Source organism: Vibrio sp. CCUG 15886 (assembly GCF_028570825.1).
Lineage (GTDB): Bacteria > Pseudomonadota > Gammaproteobacteria > Enterobacterales > Vibrionaceae > Vibrio > Vibrio vulnificus_B.
Genome location: NZ_JAQQBT010000016.1, coordinates 40,960 through 61,184, shown reverse-complemented (window position 1 = coordinate 61,184; position 20,225 = coordinate 40,960). Strand labels below are relative to the sequence as shown.

Sequence of the window (20,225 nt, the reverse complement as noted above, 5' to 3'; positions counted from 1 at the left end):
AAAGCCGGCAATCGCCGGCTCTTGTTTTATTAGTCTTCGAAGTCTTCGTCTTCGTCGTCATCTTGGTATAGCGCATCTTCACCTTCGTAGTAAGTGCCCCAACCATCATAGATGATGTCGTATTTTTCAGCGAGATGAACCAACTTCTCTACTTGAGCATCAATGGTTTCAGCGTCCAAGGTCGACTGCATGGTTGCATCACAACAAAGCAGCTTATTGCCATCTTCATCTTCAGTTTCTTCAGCTTCCAGCACTTCAAAGCCCATCTTAAATGCTTCAACAACCGCTTTTTCTAGGGTGTCGAAATCTTCAGCAAATAGGTGGTGCTCGATTTCATACAGTGCTTCAGGATCGCTGCCATCTTCAAGCAGAGCAGCGATAATATCGCGAGTCTCTTCCTTTTGAATCTCAATTAACTCTTCTACTGATAGATATTCATCTTCGTGAGACATGTTTTAGCTCCGGAATCGTTACTCTAAATTGGATCAATTTGTTGCGGTGAAATATGGCATGGATCGCCTAGAAAAGCCACCGACAAAGCGACATACAACCTATCTTTTACTGCTTAACCTCAAAATGGGCCGTCACCACAATGCAAAACAACACATTTTTAACAATAGCGCTAATTTATTAATATTCAGAACATCCTAACGCCAAGAAGATGAAATATAGATAAATAGAATTGCCCTTATCGCGCGACTTCATGCAGTAAACAAATGCGCTTCTAGCATGAATAACGCCTAAGTCGAACGATAAAATGCAGTTTTTTGAATAAAAAATCACGTTTTATTCAAAAAGACTCAAAGTAAGCAAAGCACCGTTTACGCATAAAAAATCAATCCTGCCGTACTTTTTTTAAACACCACAAAACAAAATAAACATCCAAAGAGAGCAGTTATATTGGAATTTAAAACCAAAAACAACCAATAGTACAGGACTTAAACAAAGCCAGATGATTTGCATCTTATACAAAAGATTGTCATAAATAGCGCCAGGATAAACTGTAAGGATGCAAAATGAGTAAGTTGTATGTAGGTTCTGAAGTCGGTCAGTTGCGCCGAGTCCTTCTTAATCGACCAGAAAGAGCCCTAACCCACCTTACCCCTTCAAATTGTCATGAACTGCTGTTTGACGATGTCTTACTGGTTGAGGCGGCAGGTAAAGAGCACGATGCGTTTGCCGATACGTTGCGCCAACAAGGTGTTGAGGTGCTACTTCTGCACGATTTGATGGTGGATACCCTCGCCGTGCCAGAAGCAAAGCAGTGGCTGTTAGATGTTCAAATCTCCGATTTTCGCTACGGCCCAATTTTTGCGCGCGACTTACGTCGTTACCTTTCTGAGATGGACAACGAACACCTTGCCACCATTTTGCTGGGTGGTCTGGCTTACTCTGAATTACCCATTCAATCGGCCTCTATGCTGCCGCGCATGAAGCAGCCATTAGACTTCGTGATTGAACCGCTCCCGAATCATCTCTTTACCCGTGATACCTCATGTTGGGTTTATGGTGGTGTATCGCTCAATCCAATGATGAAACCCGCACGTCAACGTGAGACCAACCATCTGCGGGCGATTTATCAGTGGCACCCCATCTTTGCGGGGCAAGATTTCATCAAATACTTTGGCAACGAAGACCTCCATTACGACAACGCCAACATTGAAGGGGGCGATGTGTTAGTGATAGGTAAAGGCGCCGTGCTGATTGGCATGTCAGAGCGCACTACCCCACAAGGAGTGGAAAACTTAGCGGCCAACCTGTTTAAACATGGCCAAGCAAAAGAAGTGATTGCCATTGAACTGCCCAAACATCGTTCGTGCATGCACTTAGATACGGTGATGACACACATGGATGTTGATACTTTTTCTGTTTATCCAGAGATCATGCGTAAAGATCTGCATACTTGGCGCTTAACGCCAAAAGGCAATGGCGAGATGCAAGTAGAAGCTTTGCATAACTATTTGCACGCCATTGAACGTGCACTGGGCTTGAATCACCTCAATATCATTACCACCGGTGGTGACAGTTATGAGGCAGAACGTGAACAGTGGAACGATGCCAATAACGTGTTAACCGTGAAACCAGGCGTGGTGATTGGTTATGAACGAAACGTCTACACCAATGAAAAATACGATAAAGCGGGCATTGAAGTTCTCACCATTCCGGGGAATGAATTAGGCCGTGGCCGTGGTGGTGCACGCTGCATGAGTTGCCCGATTGAGCGTGATGATATCTAACTTCGTGCTAATGTTCTCACTAAAGCCAACTTTTTAAGTTGGCTTTTTTATGCTTAATTTTAAAATAATTATTCACAAAAGTAGCATTTCTATGTTTTACTAGTGCCATGACGATGGATAAATAAGGAACGAGTCATGGCATTTAATCTCCGGAATCGCAACTTCCTCAAGTTGTTGGACTTCTCGACAAAAGAGATCCAGTTTTTGATCGATCTGTCTGCTGATCTAAAGAAAGCCAAATACGCTGGCACTGAGCAGAAGAAACTACTGGGCAAAAACATTGCATTGATCTTTGAGAAAGCGTCAACTCGTACCCGATGTGCTTTTGAAGTCGCCGCCTTTGATCAAGGCGCACAAGTCACCTATATCGGCCCTTCTGGCTCGCAAATTGGTGATAAAGAGTCGATGAAAGACACTGCGCGAGTGTTGGGTCGCATGTACGATGGCATTCAATATCGTGGCTTTGGTCAAGCGATCGTCGAAGAGCTCGGTGCTTTCGCTGGCGTCCCGGTATGGAATGGCTTAACCGACGAATTTCATCCCACACAAATTCTTGCTGACTTCCTCACCATGCTTGAACACAGCCAAGGCAAAGCACTTGCCGACATTCAATTCGCCTACCTTGGTGATGCGCGTAATAACGTCGGCAATTCGTTGATGGTGGGTGCAGCCAAAATGGGCATGGATATTCGCCTTGTTGGCCCGCAAGCTTACTGGCCCGATGAAGAACTCGTCACCACCTGCCAAGCCATTGCCAAACAAACCGGCGGCAAGATTACCCTGACTGAAAATGTCGCAGAAGGGGTACAAGGCTGTGATTTCCTCTATACCGATGTTTGGGTCTCCATGGGTGAATCACCAGAGGCTTGGGATGAGCGCGTGGCATTGATGAAACCTTATCAAGTCAACATGAATGTCCTCAAGCAAACTGGCAATCCGAATGTCAAATTTATGCATTGCCTACCGGCTTTCCACAACGACGAAACCACCATTGGCAAACAAGTGGCTGACAAGTTTGGTATGAAAGGCTTGGAAGTGACCGAAGAGGTGTTTGAATCTGAGCATTCGATTGTGTTTGATGAAGCCGAAAATCGCATGCACACCATCAAAGCCGTGATGGTCGCAACTTTAGGCAGTTAATCGATTACATTTCAGACCTAAAGCTTGATGTAATCGCTTGCGCTCGCTTTTCTTACGCGTATAATGCTCGGCAATTTGTCCGAGGGTTGGTAAATAACAATGGATCATCGCAGTAACAAAACACGACGAGCAGGTACGCAATTCCACCTGCATGGTGTTGTTTCTTCTACCATTGTATTTGTTCAACCAATAGAATTTTGAAGCCTCCCGTCATGGGGGGCTTTTTTATGCCTGAAACATTCAGATAGGGAAGACGATTATGACAAACTCGCTTTATAAGAAGCACATTATCTCCATTCCAGAGCTTAGCCGCGCTGAGCTGGAATTGATTGTCAAAACGGCAGGTCAGTTAAAAGCAGAGCCAAACCCAGAGCTGATAAAGAACAAGGTCGTCGCGAGTTGTTTCTTCGAGCCTTCCACCCGTACTCGCCTGTCGTTTGAAACGGCCATCCAACGCATCGGTGGCGATGTCATTGGGTTTGACGATGGTGGTAACACCTCACTGGCGAAAAAAGGCGAAACGCTGTCTGACTCGGTACAAGTCATCTCGAACTATGTGGATGCTTTTGTCATGCGTCACCCACAAGAAGGTGCTGCGCGTCTGGCTTCTGAATTTTCTAACGGTGTTCCGGTGATCAACGCCGGTGATGGCGCTAACCAGCATCCAACTCAAACGCTGCTTGATCTGTTCACCATCTCCGAAACGCAAGGTCGTTTGGACAACTTGAATGTGGCGTTTGTCGGTGACTTAAAATACGGCCGCACCGTACATTCGTTGACGCAAGCCTTGGCAAAATTCAACAACATCCGCTTCTTCTTTGTTGCGCCAGACGCATTGGCAATGCCAGATTACATTCTTGAAGATCTGGATGAAGCTGGCATCAGCTACAGTCTGCACACAGACATGGAAACCGTGATCCCTGAGCTGGATATTCTCTACATGACGCGCGTACAAAAAGAACGTTTCGATGAATCGGAATACGCGCACATTAAATCCGCCTACATCCTCACCGCAGCGCTATTGGAAGGCGCACGTGAGAACCTCAAAGTGCTGCATCCACTGCCACGTGTGGATGAGATCACCACTGACGTCGACAAAACACCGCACGCTTACTACTTCCAGCAAGCAGGCAACGGCGTTTACGCTCGTGAAGCCTTGTTGGCACTGGTACTGAACGAATCACTGTAAGTAGGAGAATCAAGATGAACAAAGAGACAAAATTGCAGGTTGAAGCGATTAAAAACGGTACAGTGATCGACCATATCCCAGCGCAAGTAGGCATCAAGGTGTTGAAACTGTTTGATATGCACAACTCATCGCAGCGCGTCACCATTGGCTTAAATTTACCTTCATCCGCTCTGGGTAACAAAGATTTGCTCAAGATTGAAAACGTGTTTATCAACGAGGAACAAGCGAGCAAATTGGCCCTTTATGCGCCTCACGCCACCGTCAATCAAATTGAAGATTACCAAGTGGTGAAGAAGCTCGCGTTGGAGCTGCCTGAGTTTGTCAGTGATGTATTTGAGTGCCCAAACAGCAACTGCATTACACACAACGAGCCAGTTGCGAGTAACTTCCGCGTGTTTGAGAAAAAAGGCGACGTGCGTTTGAAGTGCAAATACTGCGAGAAAGTCTTCTCCCGTGAGATCGTCACTGAGCGTTAATCGATACTATCCCCGCCTACCTAGCGGGGATTTTTTCTTTACCAATCATTTCTTTCACGGCACACTGAACGCTCTTTGTTTTCCTTGCAATCAAGACGGAACATAATAATGACTAAAGTACTTCATACAGACTCAGCACCTGCTGCAATCGGCCCATACATCCAAGGCGTAGACCTAGGCAATATGGTACTGACCTCTGGCCAAATCCCAGTAAACCCAGCAACAGGCGAAGTGCCAGCAGACATCGCAGCGCAAGCTCGCCAATCACTCGACAACGTCAAAGCGGTGGTCGAAGCCTCTGGCCTGACTGTAGGCGACATCGTGAAAATGACGGTATTCGTTAAAGATCTCAACGATTTTGGCACAGTAAATGAAGTGTATGGTAACTTCTTCGACGAGCACAACGTCGCGCACTACCCAGCACGTTCATGTGTGGAAGTGGCTCGTCTACCAAAAGACGTGGGCATCGAAATCGAAGCGATCGCGGTTCGTAAATAATCGCCAATCCAACCGATTTTAAAGGGTGACATTAAGTCACCCTTTTTCATGGGTGCTCGCTACACCAAACGGTTGAGCGTTTCACCTCGCCAATAGGCGTTGATGTTTTCCAGCAAAATCTCACACAACTGAGTAATCGCCGAATCACTGCCCCACGCCACATGCGGCGTGAGCAGCAAGTTTGGCAAATGCATATTCGCGAGCAGCGGATTGCTTTCATCGGCAGGCTCTGCGCTAAACACATCCACGCCAGCCGCCGCAATGTCGCCCTTTTTCAACGCCTCGACCAAAGCCTGTTCATCAACTAAGCCACCACGCCCAGTATTGAGTAAAATCGCGTTGCTTTTCATGCTGGCCAGCTCCGCCGCGCCGATTAAGTGGTGTGTTTGCGCTGACAGTGGGCAATGAAGGGAAATTGCATCTGCTTGCGACAATACCTCTTCAAAACGGTGATAACCTTGACGACAATCACTTTGCCCTTTTCGATCAGCAAACAACACCTTCACGCCCAAAGCTTGCGCCAATTGCGCCGTAGCTTGCCCTAATGCGCCAGAGCCAATGATGCCCAACGTCGAGCCTGCCACATCGCCAATGGGATGACTAAAAAAGCAAAACTGCTTGTCCTGTTGCCATACACCGGCAGCAATGTCTTGATGATAACCAAACAGGTTACGACGCAGTGCAAACAGCATAGCAATCACATGTTCAGGCACCGATCGCGTCGCGTAGCCTCGCACATTCGCGACGGCAATGCCTTTTTCCGCGCAAAAATCCACATCGACATTGTTAAATCCGGTTGCAGCGACCGCAATCATCCGTAAGTTCGGCAACTGCGCTAACACTGCTTGGTCGAGCAGCACTTTATTGGTGATGACAATATCGGCCGCTTGCAGACGTTCAATCACTTGTTCTGGCGACGTGAAATCGTATTCAACCCAGCGATGCTCAAACGCCAAGGTCGGCAGGGTGATGTGGGCAGGAATGGTGGCGCGATCGAGAAAAACCACAACAGGCAGCGACATAAAAACTCCTTACGCACTGCCAGTGAAAAGAAATCGAAAACGTGAAAGGCGAGAGCCTAGCTCTTGGGCAGCGACTTGTAATCCGGTAATTTACGCGCAGGATCGAAATATGAAAAGATCATCTCTTCGGCATCCGGATAGAAGTCACAAGGAACGAATAAGCTGCGTAGCCAATGGCTCTTAGGATGATAAAAGCTCAGCTCTGCGGCATGCAATTCGAGGCGTTCGGAGAAGGTAAACGCGTCACCTTGGGCGTAAAATTCATCGCCGACAATCGGATGCCCCAATGCCTGCATGTGCACACGCAGCTGGTGCGAACGCCCCGTCACAGGTAATAAGCGCATAATCGTGGTTTGTGCTCCATTGGCATGCACTTCGCGTTTGGCGACTTGGAACTCCGTTTGCGATGGCTTGCCATGTTCATGACACACCTTCTGCATCGGGCGGTTTGGCCAATCACAAATCAATGGCAAATCAATCATGCCTGAGTCTGCTTCTACATGGCCCCACACGCGTGCGTAGTAAATCTTATGCGTTAAACGGTATTGAAACTGCTTCTTTAATGCCGCTTCTGCGCGCTTGTTCTTGGCAAACACCATCAAGCCTGAGGTCGACATATCCAGGCGATGCACCACTTGGATCTCAGGATACTGCTCTTGCAAGCGGCTCCACATACTGTCGTGATGCTCTGGCAAGCGCCCCGGAACCGAAAGCAATCCCGAAGGTTTGTTGACCGCCAAAATATGGTCATCTTCGAAAATAATCTCCGTCCAAGGGTCGGTCGGTGGAAGGTACTCAAGCATTGCCATAGCAAAGTCTCACTATAAAAATGTCCCCAAACTACTTGGAGTTGCAGGTAGGCGGCAAGTGAGGTCATCCCCATGAACATAGAAAGACTATGTAATTGGGCCGGGCTGGCGACCCAGAGGACGAACGTAGTCAACGCCGCTGCAGCTTCAAGTAGGAAGGGGATAACGGGCATATTGTCATAACCCAACGGCTCCAGTAAAGGAGCCGATGGTCGTTTAACGAATCACTCGGGATCAGTTGTGGCTCACCACAATCAGACGCAGTGAATCCAATTGGAATTGCGCCTTCGAGATGTAACCGTTCAACTCTTTGATTTGCGCGTCAATCGCCTCAATTTCTTCATCACGAATGTTCGGGTTGACCGCTTTCAATGCTTGCAGACGCTCAAGTTCACTATTAAGGCTCTGCTGCATCTCTTGCTGCGCTTGCTGACGAATTGCTTCGACATTTTCCACCACCAACTGGTCACCGGCTTCAATCAAACGATGGATATCGTTTTGCACCGACGAAACCAATTTGCTCGCCAAATGGCGATTCACTGGGCTCAATTGACGGTTAAAGCTTTCAAACTCCACTTGACCAGAGAGATCGTTGCCACGAGCGTCCATCATCAAACGAATTGGCGTGCGAGGTAAGAAGCGACCAATACCACTGCGTTTCGGCGCTTGCGCGTCCACCGCGTAAATCAGCTCTAGCAGCAAAGTGCCAACCGGCAGTGCTTTGTTCTTGAGCAGAGAAACGGCACAAGTGCCCACCCCTTCACTCATCAGCAAATCAATGCCGCCTTGGATCATTGGGTGTTCCCAACTGATAAAGTGCATGTCTTCGCGTGACAACGCCGTATCGCGATCGAAGGTAATCGTCGCGCCTTCATACGGCAAGCCTGGGTAACTCGGCACCATCATGTGCTCCGACGGCGTCACCACGATCGCATTTTCACCTTTGTCATCTTGGTTCAAACCAATGGTGTCAAACAAGCTAAGCGCAAAACTCACTAGGTTGGTATCGCCATCTTTGACAGCAATTTCCGCCACGATTTGCTGCGCTTTCTCACCACCGTTGGAGTGCATTTCCAACAGACGGTCACGCCCTTGCTCAAGATCGGCTTTCAACGCTTGATTCAGTTTGGCCGATTCCGCAATCACGTCATCCAACGCCTCATTGGAACCCGATGCCAACATCTCGATCAGTTGATCGGAGACTTGGTCATAGACAGTGCGGCCTGTTGGGCAAGTTTCAGCAAATGCATTGAGGCCTTCATCAAACCAACGCGCCAAGACTTCTTGCGCGGTTCCTTGCAGGTAAGGCACATGAATATCGATATCGCGTTTTTGACCAATACGGTCCAAACGACCAATACGCTGTTCAAGCAAATCTGGGTTGAATGGCAGGTCAAACATCACCAACTGGTTAGCGAATTGGAAGTTACGACCTTCAGAGCCGATTTCACTACAAATCAGCACCTGTGCGCCACCCTCTTCTTGCGCGAAGTAAGCCGCGGCTTTGTCGCGCTCAAGGATGGACATACCTTCATGGAAAACGGTGGCACGAATGCCTTCACGCTCACGCAACGCTTGTTCAAGCTGCAATGCCGTGCTGGCACGCGAAGCGATCACTAAAACTTTCTCACTGCGTTGTGCTTTCAGCTTTTCCAGCAACCAGTTTACCCGGCAGTCAAACTGCCACCAGCTCGACTCTTCCCCTTCAAATTCTTGGAAGATCTCTTCTGGGTAGAGGTTTTTCATCGCACGCGCTTCTGGGGCCAACTTGCCACCGATCATGCCCGAAACACGCATCGAGGTGGTGTATTGGGTTGGGATCGGCATCGGCAACAGGTGCACATTACGCACAGGGAAGCCTTTGATCGCCGCACGGGTGTTACGGAACAAGACACGGCCAGTGCCGTGGCGGTCCATCAAATTATCAATCAACTCTTGGCGAGCGATCGCTTTGCTCTCTTCGTCAGCATTACTTTCGATGATGCGGAACAACGGCTCAACATCCTGCTCAGAGAGCAGTTCGGTAATTTGGTTTTTTGCCTCATCCGCCAACTTCACGCCGGAGAATAACGCAGTAATTGCATCCGCAACTGGCGCGTATTGCGCTTCTTCTTCAACAAACGCAGCATAATCGTAGAAACGGTCTGAATCGAGAAGGCGTAAGCGGGCAAAGTGACTCTCACGGCCAAGCTGTTCCGGGGTTGCGGTCAACAGCAACACACCGGGTGTGCGTTCTGCTAAGCCTTCTACCACTTGGTAGCCACGGCTGGGTTTCTCTTGGCTCCACTCAAGGTGGTGCGCTTCGTCCACCACCAGCAGATCCCAGTCGGCTTCAAGCGCTTGCTCAAAACGCTTGCGGCTTTTACGCAAGAAGTCGAGTGAACACAGTACGTACTGCTGGGTATCAAATGGGTTATCTGACTCGGCAAACGCTTCGACACAGCGTTCTTCATCAAAGATAGAGAAATGCAGATTGAAACGACGCATCATCTCCACCAACCATTGGTGTTGCAGCGTTTCCGGCACCACGATCAGAATGCGTTCAGCACGGCCAAGCAGCACTTGCTGGTGAATGATCATGCCCGCTTCAATGGTTTTACCCAAACCCACTTCATCCGCCAGCAACACACGTGGTGCATGACGACGACCCACTTCGTGGGCAATGTAGAGCTGATGAGGGATCAAGCCCGCACGCATACCACAGAGGCCGCGCATTGGACTGCGGTGTTGTTCGTATTGATTTTTGAGTGCGCGGTAACGCAACACAAAGTTGTCCATGCGATCGATTTGACCGGCGTACATTTTGTCTTGCGGTTTATTAAAACGAATTTGGTTGCTAAGGAAGATTTCACGCAGTGCAACACCAGTTTCTTCAGTGTCTTCACGCGTGCCAAGGTAGGTATATAACCCGTTCTCTTCCACCACTTGTTCCACTTTGAGTGACCAACCTTCTTGACACTCAACCACATCACCGACATTAAAAACTACTCGGGTTACCGGCGCATCGTTACTGGCGTAAACTCGGTTCTCTTCTGATGCTGCAAACATCAGTGTCACGGTGCGAGCATCTAATGCCACTACCGTACCTAAACCCAAATCGCTCTCCGTATCGCTGATCCAGCGCTGCCCCAAAGCAAATGCCATGAATAGACTACCTCGTTTTAATTGTGAATCTTAAAAGCTTAGTTCTGCTTTTTGTCACCGCCAAACGGGACAAATCAATTATCAATCGATGAAGAAATCGCCGCAGAAAAAGGCCGCTAATCTTACTTGATGGCGTGATGGAGGTCACGCTCAAACACTCGGAATCCCAATATTTTTTTCAAGCCGTGACGATGAAATCAAAATGTAAACAAAGCGTGTCATTTGTGAGTCCTGGTGTTCCAAAAATGACGTATACTCGAATTAAGCCAACATGAACGCGTCAGAAAGATGACTCGGCACAATTCATGCTAGCTTTAACGTAATCGATTTGGATCAACACGGGTTTGCAGTAAGTCGTCTCGCTACTCGGTTGACATGCCATAAGCGCCCCAATTGGTGCCTCTGTCGGTATATTACGCCGAATGCTCACGACCTCTTCTGCAGGCAAGATGCTAAGCAGGAAGCGCATTCTTCCGCTTAGTGTACTTTGAGCAAAGCCGGCTTTACGGCAAGGAGACGCTATGGGCGATACTGATCGGAAACTGTTTGTACTTGATACCAACATACTGCTGCACGAACCCTTCGCAATTTATTCCTTTAAAGAGCATGACGTCGTCATCCCTATGACGGTGCTTGAAGAACTCGACAGAATCAAAGACAGCAAACGAGATGTGGCCCGTGATGCACGCGTGGCCATTCGGGCGCTGGAAGATCTTTTCAAAGACGCGACACCTGATGAAATTTCAGAAGGTATTCCTGTTTCGAAAGAGGGCGAAGGCCGCGGCACCATTTCTATTCTGGCCGATTTTGAACTGCAAGAAACCGTCAAAGCATTCGCAGATAAAGCGGGTGACAACCGTATCCTCAATGCTGTGCTCTACCTACAAAACAAGCGTGCCCCACGCGAAGTGGTGTTGGTCACTAAAGACATCAACATGCGCCTACGTGCCAAAGGCGCAGGGGTGCGGTATGTGGAAGATTACCGCACCGACCAATTAATTGATGACATTCAATACCTCACCAAAGGCTACCAAGTGCGAGAAGGTGAGTTCTGGAGCCAAGTCGATCAGGTTGAAAGCTACGCGTTGGAAGGACGCACTTTCCATAAGCTGGATCGAGCGCCGTTTGATCCGACGTTTATCAATCAATACGTAGTGGATGCTGAGGAAAGTGATTTCGTTGGCCGCGTCGAAACCATCGATGGTGACAAATTGACGTTACTCGATCTCAGCCGTGAGCGCCTGATGCACCGCAAAGCATGGGACATCACACCGAAAAATATCTACCAAGCGATGGCATTGGACGCTTTGCTCGATCCCGATATCGATCTTGTGATTCTTACTGGTGCGGCGGGCAGCGGTAAAACCTTGCTGGCACTTGCGGCTGCGCTTGAACAAACCATTGAAAAAGACATGTTCGATAAGATCATCGTCACGCGAAACACCCCAGACATTGGCGAGTCAATCGGCTTCTTACCGGGTACGGAAGAAGAAAAAATGATGCCTTGGCTGGCAGCGGTCACCGATACCTTAGAAGCACTGCACAAGCACGATCACTGTACCGAAGGCTCGCTGAAATACATCGTCGACAAAGCCAACATTCAGTTTAAGTCGATCAACTTTATGCGCGGCCGCTCGATCCAAAATGCGTTTGTTCTGCTCGATGAGTGTCAAAACCTCACCGCCTCGCAGATCAAAACCATTATTACTCGCTGCGGCGAAGGGACGAAGATCGTCTGTTCCGGTAACCTTGCGCAGATCGATTCTCACTACCTCACCCCAGTTACCTCAGGATTAACTTACATGGTTGAGCGCTTTAAAAACTTTGAAGGCAGCGCCAACGTCCACCTCAATGGCGTGGTGCGCAGTCGCTTGGCTGAGTTTGCCGAGGAGAATTTGTAGTGGAAAAAGAGAGGAGCTAGGAGCTAGGAGCTAGGAGCTAGGAGCTAGGGTACTTGTTAGAGTCGCAATAAGTAAACAAGTTGACCCGCAAAGAAAAGGGGCGAACACGTCGCCCCTTTGATTTCATAAGATTACTCGGTACCACCCACGGTAATCGAGTCCAGCTTGAGGGTTGGCTGACCAACGCCAACAGGAATGCTCTGCCCGGCTTTACCACACACGCCGACACCGCGATCGATGCTGAGATCGTTACCCACCATCGAGACTTGCTGCATCGCTTCGATTCCCGAGCCGATCAAGGTCGCCCCTTTCACTGGACGGGTGATCTTGCCGTCTTCAATCAAATACGCTTCTGAGGTCGAGAACACAAATTTACCGGAAGTAATGTCCACCTGACCACCACCAAAGTTCGGCGCGTACAAGCCTTTCTTCACCGTCGAAATGATCTCTTCTGGGGTATGCTGACCTGGCAACATATAGGTATTGGTCATGCGCGGCATCGGTAAATGCGCGTACGATTCACGGCGGCCATTACCCGTTGGGTTAACCCCCATCAAACGCGCGTTGAGCTTATCTTGCATGTAACCTTTCAACACACCATTTTCGATCAGCGTGTTGTACTGGCCATTCACCCCTTCGTCATCGACGTTAAGTGAGCCGCGTAAATCTTTCAAGGTGCCATCATCAACAATGGTACACAGAGAAGAAGTCACTTGTTCGCCCACTTTGCCAGAGAAAACCGAAGATCCTTTACGGTTGAAATCGCCTTCCAAACCATGACCGACCGCTTCATGCAGCAGAACGCCCGGCCAACCAGAACCGAGAACCACTGGCATACTGCCCGCAGGTGCGGCATCGGCTTCTAGATTCACCAACGCCATGCGAATCGCTTCATCGGCAAAATGGAACGCGCGCTGTGCACCATTTTCATCGCCAAGGAAAAAGTCATAGCCAAAACGGCCGCCACCACCCGCACTGCCGCGCTCGCGTCGTTCGCCTTTCTCAGCTAACACACTAATGGAAAGACGAACCAAAGGACGAATATCCCCCGCGTACGTACCATCCGTCGCTGCCACCAACATTTGCTCATGCACGCCACTGAGGCTAATCGACACCTCTTTGATCAGCGGTTCTTTAGTGCGAATGTAAGCATCCAATGATTTAAGTAATTCAGTTTTCTGTTGTTTTTCCCATCCCGCCAGTGGATTGACTGCGGCATAGTAGTGCTGGTTTTCACTGCGTTTAAAGGCGTGAACTTGGCCATTTTGCCCCTGTTGAGCAATGCCTCGTGCCGCAATGGCACTTTGCTTTAAACCATCCAACTGAATTTGATCAGAATAGGCGAAACCCGTTTTCTCACCCGTCACGGCACGTACGCCGGCACCACAGTCAATGTTAAATGAGCCATCTTTGATAATGCTGTCTTCCAACACCAGTGACTCATGCCAACTGGATTGAAAATAGATATCGGCATAGTCAATTTGACGCGTCGCAATACTGCCTAACGTAGCAGCGATATCCTCTGCCGTCAGGCCCCCGGGTGCTAACAGCGCTTCTTCAATCTGATTTATGCTCATAAGCTTGGCTCTGCCTTGTTATTCAATCTTTATTGTCTAGTAAATGAGTAAAACGGCTGTGTTTCACCACTGGCATTTTACGTCGAATCGTGTCACTTAAGGCTAAGTCTATCTCTGCAAGCAGCAAATCACCTTGTTGCGGTAATTGTGCGACGACTTTCCCCCAAGGGTCAATGACCATAGAGTGGCCCCACGTTTCACGACTGGCGGAATGCATTCCGCCTTGTGCTGCGGCAATCACCCAGCACTGATTTTCTATCGCTCGAGCGCGCAAGAGTATTTCCCAATGCGCCTCTCCAGTCACCGCAGTAAACGCCGCGGGCACCAACAAAATATCGGCTCCCTTTTGACGTAGTGTTTGGTACAACGCCGGAAAGCGAACATCGTAGCAAATGGAAAGCCCTAAACGGCCTATGGGCGTGGCCACCACACTGCTGCGATCGCCAGCCAAAAAGCTGTCTGATTCACGGTAATGCCCATGGCCATCGCTGACCTCCACATCAAACATGTGCAGCTTGCTGTAATGACCAAGACGTTCGCCATTGGGGCCAAAAACCAAGCTGGTGGTGGTAACGTCATGCCCTTGGCGAATCGGCATGCTGCCAATCACCAGGGTCACTGCCGGCCGTTTGGCAAGCTGCGCCATGGCCTGTTGTAATGGGCCGCTACCAAGCGGTTCGGCATGCTGGTGGTAATCCTCTCGACATCCAAACAGCAAGGCGTTTTCTGGGGTCACCACCAAACTTGCCCCTTGAAGGGCCGCCTGCTCTGCCCAATGCTCAATATAAGCCACATTGTCTGTACAGTCTGACGTCGACGTCATTTGAATAATGGCAATCCTTTCCATCATTCGCTCCTTATTCTTGCGCTTCTTTGCGCAGTTTTTCTGGGAGTTCAAACTCACCACGGCTACGCGAAATTTCACTGACCGTTGGAGAGTCAAGCGGCCCTTTGACGGAATAGTTAACTTGGGTAAACACTTCCACAACCGGCGAAATCACGGTGGAAATCGCCAACACGTAGAGTGCCGTTTGTGGCGCAACCGCAAACGCCGTCAACATCGGGATGCCAGAGGTGATATCTGGAGTAAACTGCACTTCCGCGTCTACCGTTCGAGTCACCATGTTGGCAAGCCCGCGAATTTTCATCGCACCCGCTAAGGCATCCATCTCAATATCATTGGTCACAAACACGCCATCTTGGATCTTGCCCGTGCCTTTAATCGAGTTAAACGCCATGCCTTTGTCGAACACATCGGTAAAATCGAGCTGCATTTTACGAATGATGGAATCGAGACTAAATAGTCCCAACAAACGAGCCGCGCCGCTCACGTCAGTAATGATGCCTTTGCCAAATTCGGTTTGCACATCACCATCGAGCGTATTTACCCGCATCGACCAAGGCGCTCCATCCCAAGTCACTTGTGAGGTGATTTCAAACGGCGCTTTTTGAATGCCGGAGGTAATACCAAATCGCTCCATCAAATCGCTGTTGTTATCACTTTTCACCTTGAGATTCATGCGCGATTGACTGGTTTCCCCATCCAATGTCCAGTCACCATTCACATCCACGCGGTTTGAGCCACTGACCAGCGAAATATTTTTCCACACCAAAGCTTTGCCTTGGCGCTGCAAATCAATGTTCACTTTACCGACTTTGTAGCCCTGTAACCAAAAATCATCGATGTTCAGTGTTAAGTTTGGCATCAGTTGATGAAATTCGCGATCAAACTGACTGATCAATGGCGCTTCCAGACTCTCCGCGGTAAGTAAGGACTCACCCTGCGCTTTCTTCTCATCCAACCCTGGCACATAAAGATGCAAACGCTCTAATGATACCGCCAAGTCGTAAGGTTCAAGGTAGTTCGCCTGCCCTACGGCCTCTTGGCTTTTCAGGTTGAACTGCCAATTGAGATTTTTCTTCCGTGCCGAGAAATCCACATCATGAAACTCGATGCCACTGAGCATTAAGGTTGGCGTTTCGACTTTGATGCGTGTAGGCAATGGAATCTCTGGCGTATCCATTTGTGCCAGTTTCGATGTCGCGCCTTTAGGCGGTTGACTCAACACACCCAGCCATTGGTCGAGGTCAAAGTATTCGGTACGAATCAAGGCATGGTGGCCCACCACTGGGCTAATTTTGAAGCCACCACTACCCAGCACCAGGTTGGTTGCACTCAACACAGGCACTTTGCCCGTAATATCAATTTCCGTTTGGTACTTGGCATTGGGCATTTGCAAACGTGCAGTGATCGACTCTTGATTGCCCGAAGCCTGCATGCGAGCTTGCCACGCTTCGCCAACATTCTTATTCAGTGGATAGGGGTATCGGCTTGCAACGCTGTTCAACTTGGCATTGAGGTCGACTTGGTAGGTAAAGCCAACATCGTTTAATTGCAGATCGATATCCATGGTCCAAGGCGCGTGACCAGAAAGTCGGCCTAACCATTGCTCACCCACATAAGGCACCAACGGTTTTACATCCCAATCCGCCAAGGTGTTGATCACCACGCTATAGCCGTAATCTGCACTTTCTCCAGCAAAATCGATGGCAATGGGTTGCTTTAACAAACGAGCGGAAAGCCCAGATGCTTTCACCACATCATTGTCAAATTCAATCCTTCCCGAGACTTTTTCCAGCGTCATTGGCGGTGCATCAATGTCGACACGATTGCCCGCCAGTTCAGCGTATCCCCATGCTCGTGGTTCTTTGTCACTGGTAAACGGAATATTCAGTTGGAACTCAGACTTGACAGGCCCTTGTACTTGTAGCGCCGTCAGCGCCGCACCCACCGAATCCACCAGCGGCGTGGCGGTCATGTAGTCACGCACGGCATTGCCTTCGGCGGTCGCTTTCGCTTCAATCTCAATATGTCCACCTTCCGCTAATTCAGGAATACGGCCAGTAATTCGGCTCGCTTTAACATCTTTTAGCGTGGCGGATTTGGAATCCAAATACATGGCGTCATTTTGGAATAGCAGATCCAGTTGCAAATCGGTAATGGGCGGCCAAGCAGTATCAAAGCTGAATTTGCCTTGTTTTAAGCCGACCCAAGCTTGGAACATGCCGTCATTTTTGGTGTAAGGGAAATCCGCCAGTTCACCATACCAAAGCAGCTTCGCGGTATTGACCTTGCCGCCTTGAATGGCCGTAGAAAGGTAGTCCGTTAACTCCCGTCCTAACGCTAACGTGGGTAAATAGCGCCACGTTTCACCGACGTTATACGCATCGGCCTCGGCATAAAAGGACAAAAACGGGCTCTTGTCTTTTGGAAAATCAAGACGAAACGCCCCCAACACCTGAAGATCCGGTGTTGCTGCCGTCACTTTGTCGGCCCATAAACGCCAGCCGTTTTGATCGTTCTGCCAAACAATATCCACTTGTCCTTGCTTGATATTAAGTGGGGCTTGGAATACCTCGCCATAAGGGAAAACATCATCAATCACTGACATCGACGCTTTGGCTTGCGTCACGTCACCAAACAGCGTCCCACTGACATGATGAAAGCCCGGCAGCAAATCCCACTGCTGCATCGCCAAACTGTCTAGTTCTGCAGAATAACGTAATGAATCCAGATCACTGCCTGACATAGCCACACGAATATCTTCCACCGTGCCACTTGGCTGCAGTTTTTGCAGTATTTGGGTGGTTTGATCAGAGTCGGGTAACAACTTGGCCATCGGCAGCAGCGCTTCAAGACTCAATTGGGATAAGTTGAGCTTCCATCCTTGTGGTTGCCAATCAAAGGCAATGTCCAATTGAGGCCATTCAATCTCATCGGTACGGAGTGTCAGTGAATGACCACTCACCTTCCAGCCTTCACCATCGGGAGAGAGTTTTAAAATACCAGACTCCAGAGTGAGCTCATGTTGGCCATTTTCCGTCCAGCTCAACTCAGATGGCAGCAATTCGACAAACGCATAGCGTGGCTGAGAATGTTGCAACGTCAACCAAGATTTCAAACTGATCTTGCCTGAATCAATCCCCGTCTCTTTCTTGACATAGCGCGTTAACCATTGGGTAACCGCGATCTCTTCAGCATTGACGTAAAACTCTCCGCTGACATCTAACAAAGAGCCGTGGTCAACAAAGTTGGCACTCACTAACAAAGCATTGAGATTGGTCCCAGCAACACTCACCACGCCTTCCGCTAAATGGTGCGCACCTTGATTGCGCCAGCGTAAACGGTCAATATCAAGACGGCGGTTTTCGCCCGACACCGATTGGTACCAGATTTTAGATTGCGTGACGGAGAACTCTTCCAACTGACGCAGCAAAAGATTATCCAGTTGCTTGATTAAGTTAGACGATTCTTGCGATTCAGAAGAGGCTTCTCGAGTAGGAGGCCCTTCAGCGGCGACAAGCTCTATCGAGCGAATGTCGAGCGCTAAACCACTCATATTGAGATTGGCGACCACAGGTTGCAGACGCAGAATAGATTCCAGCAGGTCAAACTCAATATGCACTTCATCAACGGAAATATTGACCTTTTTCTCTCCAGGTAAGAAGGCTTCAAAGCCCTGAAGAGCGACCGAAGGATGGCTATTACGCCAAGAACCCGAAACACTGGAAATAGAGACATCCAACCCGGTGCCTTGCTTGACCCAGGTTTTGATTTCATCTTGAAATTGGTTCATCTGCGGCAACGCAATGCGCAGCCCAGTGACCAAGATGGCGAGCAGCAACAAGAGGGTCACTAATAACCACAACACCGCTCGCCAAAATAGGGTAAAACCAGAAATCACAAACTATCCATTACATCATCACGACATCAAACTGCTCTTGGATATACAAAGGCTCGGCTTGAATGCGTACTTGCTTACCAATAAAGACTTCCAACTCTGCCAAAGCATGGGACTCATCACCATGCAAAGCGTCTGCCACCGCTGGCGAAGCGTACACGACAAATTTGTCCGCATCGTAAGCTCGGTTGACTCGGGTGATTTCACGCAGAATTTCATAACATACGGTTTCTACCGTCTTGACACTGCCGCGCCCTTCACACGTTGGACAACTTGAACAGAGAATGTGCTCAATGCTTTCACGTGTGCGCTTACGGGTCATTTCCACCAGACCAAGCTGAGTAAAGCCATTGATGTTGGTTTTGACTCGATCTTTGCTTAAGGCATTTTCTAACGAGGTAAGCACTCGCTTACGATGCTCTTCTGACGACATATCAATGAAATCGATAATGATAATACCGCCTAAGTTACGTAAACGCAGTTGACGTGCAATGGCTTGCGTCGCTTCGATGTTGGTGTTGAAAATCGTTTCTTCAAGATTGCGGCGGCCAACAAATGCCCCGGTATTGATGTCCACCGTAGTCATCGCTTCGGTTTGATCAATGATCAGATACCCACCCGATTTCAGCTCCACTTTACGCTCCAAAGAACGTTGAATCTCGTTCTCCGTATCGTACATGTCGAAAATCGGTTTATCCCCTTCGTAAAGCTCGAGCTTATCCGTCAATTCAGGAACGTATTCTGACGTAAATTCTTTCAAGTTTTCAAATTCTTGACGAGAGTCGACCAAAATCTTATCCAGCTCGGTTCCGACAAAATCGCGAAGGATACGTTGCGCCAACCCCAGCTCACCGTACAACGTTGAACGGGTTTTGTATTTGCTACGACGCTCCATGACTTTGAGCCACAGGCGTTTCAAAAATGCCGCATCTTGTGACAACTCTTTGCCATCAGCGCCTTCCGCCGCCGTGCGGATAATAAAGCCACCATGTTCATCACAGTAATGGCTAACAATTTTCTTCAGACGTTCGCGCTCTGACTCACTTTCGATACGCTGTGAAACACCAACGTGGCTAGCGCCCGGCATAAAGACGAGATAACGAGAAGGCAGCGTAATGTCAGTGGTGAGGCGAGCCCCTTTGGTGCCCAGCGGATCTTTCACCACTTGCACAACAATGTCTTGCCCTTGGCGGACCAGTTCAGAGATATCGCGTACTTGGAATTGCTGCTTTTCATTTTCAGCAACACATTCCGTATGAGGAACAATATCAGACGCGTGGAGGAAGGCGGCTTTATCCAAACCGATATCAACGAAAGCCGCTTGCATACCCGGCAAAACTCGGCTTACTTTGCCTTTGTAGATATTTCCGACAATGCCACGACGGGCTTCACGTTCAATATGGACTTCTTGGAGTACCCCACCCTCAATCATGGCCACGCGAGTTTCACTCGGGGTCACGTTTAGCAGCAACTCTGCACTCATGTGCACA

Annotated in this window: 14 protein-coding genes; 6 read left to right on the top strand and 8 right to left on the bottom strand. The window is 49.0% G+C overall.

Annotated elements, in window-relative coordinates; genetic code table 11:
* Window positions 1-29: 29 nt before the first annotated feature.
* Window positions 30-452: a ribonuclease E inhibitor RraB gene (gene rraB / locus PQQ36_RS18980; RefSeq protein ID WP_011079425.1), complete on the bottom strand. Its 423-nt coding sequence runs from the start codon at window positions 450-452 to the stop codon at window positions 30-32.
* A gap of 564 nt (window positions 453-1,016) precedes the next feature.
* Between rraB and arcA the strand changes: the two genes are divergently transcribed.
* The 5 genes from arcA to PQQ36_RS18955 all read left to right on the top strand — a co-directional run bounded on the left by arcA (window position 1,017) and on the right by PQQ36_RS18955 (window position 5,540).
* Entirely contained in the window at window positions 1,017-2,237 is a 1,221-nt protein-coding gene (arcA, locus tag PQQ36_RS18975) for an arginine deiminase (RefSeq protein ID WP_011079424.1), read from the top strand.
* Between the two features lie 135 nt (window positions 2,238-2,372).
* Window positions 2,373-3,377, top strand: coding sequence for an ornithine carbamoyltransferase (argF, locus tag PQQ36_RS18970; protein WP_103193902.1), 1,005 nt, complete (start codon window positions 2,373-2,375; stop codon window positions 3,375-3,377).
* A 259-nt stretch (window positions 3,378-3,636) separates the two neighbouring features.
* Window positions 3,637-4,566: an aspartate carbamoyltransferase gene (pyrB, locus tag PQQ36_RS18965; RefSeq protein ID WP_011079422.1), complete on the top strand. Its 930-nt coding sequence runs from the start codon at window positions 3,637-3,639 to the stop codon at window positions 4,564-4,566.
* A gap of 14 nt (window positions 4,567-4,580) precedes the next feature.
* Window positions 4,581-5,042 carry an aspartate carbamoyltransferase regulatory subunit gene (pyrI, locus tag PQQ36_RS18960; RefSeq protein WP_011151230.1) on the top strand — a complete coding sequence of 154 codons (462 nt, stop codon included), beginning with the start codon at window positions 4,581-4,583 and terminating at the stop codon, window positions 5,040-5,042.
* 108 nt (window positions 5,043-5,150) lie between these two features.
* Complete coding sequence (locus tag PQQ36_RS18955; protein ID WP_011079420.1) at window positions 5,151-5,540, top strand: RidA family protein; 390 nt, start codon at window positions 5,151-5,153, stop codon at window positions 5,538-5,540.
* A 59-nt stretch (window positions 5,541-5,599) separates the two neighbouring features.
* On the opposite strand, the gene PQQ36_RS18950 is transcribed toward PQQ36_RS18955, so the two are convergent.
* The 3 genes from PQQ36_RS18950 to rapA form a co-directional block, all read right to left on the bottom strand.
* Window positions 5,600-6,562 (bottom strand): D-2-hydroxyacid dehydrogenase, encoded by a 963-nt coding sequence (locus tag PQQ36_RS18950; protein ID WP_123773065.1) that lies wholly within the window; start codon window positions 6,560-6,562, stop codon window positions 5,600-5,602.
* 56 nt (window positions 6,563-6,618) lie between these two features.
* Window positions 6,619-7,371, bottom strand: a complete 753-nt coding sequence (gene rluA / locus PQQ36_RS18945) for a bifunctional tRNA pseudouridine(32) synthase/23S rRNA pseudouridine(746) synthase RluA (RefSeq protein WP_013571073.1) — start codon at window positions 7,369-7,371, stop codon at window positions 6,619-6,621.
* A gap of 234 nt (window positions 7,372-7,605) precedes the next feature.
* Window positions 7,606-10,515 (bottom strand): RNA polymerase-associated protein RapA, encoded by a 2,910-nt coding sequence (gene rapA / locus PQQ36_RS18940; protein WP_225470987.1) that lies wholly within the window; start codon window positions 10,513-10,515, stop codon window positions 7,606-7,608.
* A 521-nt stretch (window positions 10,516-11,036) separates the two neighbouring features.
* Between rapA and PQQ36_RS18935 the strand changes: the two genes are divergently transcribed.
* Window positions 11,037-12,416 carry a PhoH family protein gene (locus PQQ36_RS18935; protein WP_273662210.1) on the top strand — a complete coding sequence of 460 codons (1,380 nt, stop codon included), beginning with the start codon at window positions 11,037-11,039 and terminating at the stop codon, window positions 12,414-12,416.
* Window positions 12,417-12,547: 131 nt separating this feature from the next.
* Here the strand turns inward: PQQ36_RS18935 and tldD are convergent, their stop codons facing one another.
* Genes tldD through rng form a run of 4 tightly spaced genes read right to left on the bottom strand, consistent with a single transcriptional unit; the run spans window position 12,548 to window position 20,218 of the window.
* Complete coding sequence (gene tldD, locus PQQ36_RS18930; protein ID WP_263180588.1) at window positions 12,548-13,993, bottom strand: metalloprotease TldD; 1,446 nt, start codon at window positions 13,991-13,993, stop codon at window positions 12,548-12,550.
* Between the two features lie 22 nt (window positions 13,994-14,015).
* Window positions 14,016-14,840: a carbon-nitrogen hydrolase family protein gene (locus PQQ36_RS18925; RefSeq protein ID WP_273662218.1), complete on the bottom strand. Its 825-nt coding sequence runs from the start codon at window positions 14,838-14,840 to the stop codon at window positions 14,016-14,018.
* 10 nt (window positions 14,841-14,850) lie between these two features.
* On the bottom strand, window positions 14,851-18,738 hold the full coding sequence (locus PQQ36_RS18920) for a YhdP family protein (RefSeq protein WP_206627577.1): 3,888 nt from the start codon (window positions 18,736-18,738) through the stop codon (window positions 14,851-14,853).
* A gap of 10 nt (window positions 18,739-18,748) precedes the next feature.
* Window positions 18,749-20,218: a ribonuclease G gene (rng, locus tag PQQ36_RS18915; RefSeq protein ID WP_011079411.1), complete on the bottom strand. Its 1,470-nt coding sequence runs from the start codon at window positions 20,216-20,218 to the stop codon at window positions 18,749-18,751.
* Between the last annotated feature and the right edge of the window lie 7 nt (window positions 20,219-20,225).

What these genes read in the sequence shown, in the direction of transcription:
- rraB (WP_011079425.1), bottom strand. Translation starts at nt 452, where the DNA reads ATGTCTCACGAAGATGAATATCTATCAGTAGAAGAGTTAATTGAGATT.
- arcA (WP_011079424.1), top strand. Translation starts at nt 1,017, where the DNA reads ATGAGTAAGTTGTATGTAGGTTCTGAAGTCGGTCAGTTGCGCCGAGTC.
- argF (WP_103193902.1), top strand. Translation starts at nt 2,373, where the DNA reads ATGGCATTTAATCTCCGGAATCGCAACTTCCTCAAGTTGTTGGACTTC.
- pyrB (WP_011079422.1), top strand. Translation starts at nt 3,637, where the DNA reads ATGACAAACTCGCTTTATAAGAAGCACATTATCTCCATTCCAGAGCTT.
- pyrI (WP_011151230.1), top strand. Translation starts at nt 4,581, where the DNA reads ATGAACAAAGAGACAAAATTGCAGGTTGAAGCGATTAAAAACGGTACA.
- PQQ36_RS18955 (WP_011079420.1), top strand. Translation starts at nt 5,151, where the DNA reads ATGACTAAAGTACTTCATACAGACTCAGCACCTGCTGCAATCGGCCCA.
- PQQ36_RS18950 (WP_123773065.1), bottom strand. Translation starts at nt 6,562, where the DNA reads ATGTCGCTGCCTGTTGTGGTTTTTCTCGATCGCGCCACCATTCCTGCC.
- rluA (WP_013571073.1), bottom strand. Translation starts at nt 7,371, where the DNA reads ATGGCAATGCTTGAGTACCTTCCACCGACCGACCCTTGGACGGAGATT.
- rapA (WP_225470987.1), bottom strand. Translation starts at nt 10,515, where the DNA reads ATGGCATTTGCTTTGGGGCAGCGCTGGATCAGCGATACGGAGAGCGAT.
- PQQ36_RS18935 (WP_273662210.1), top strand. Translation starts at nt 11,037, where the DNA reads ATGGGCGATACTGATCGGAAACTGTTTGTACTTGATACCAACATACTG.
- tldD (WP_263180588.1), bottom strand. Translation starts at nt 13,993, where the DNA reads ATGAGCATAAATCAGATTGAAGAAGCGCTGTTAGCACCCGGGGGCCTG.
- PQQ36_RS18925 (WP_273662218.1), bottom strand. Translation starts at nt 14,840, where the DNA reads ATGGAAAGGATTGCCATTATTCAAATGACGTCGACGTCAGACTGTACA.
- rng (WP_011079411.1), bottom strand. Translation starts at nt 20,218, where the DNA reads ATGAGTGCAGAGTTGCTGCTAAACGTGACCCCGAGTGAAACTCGCGTG.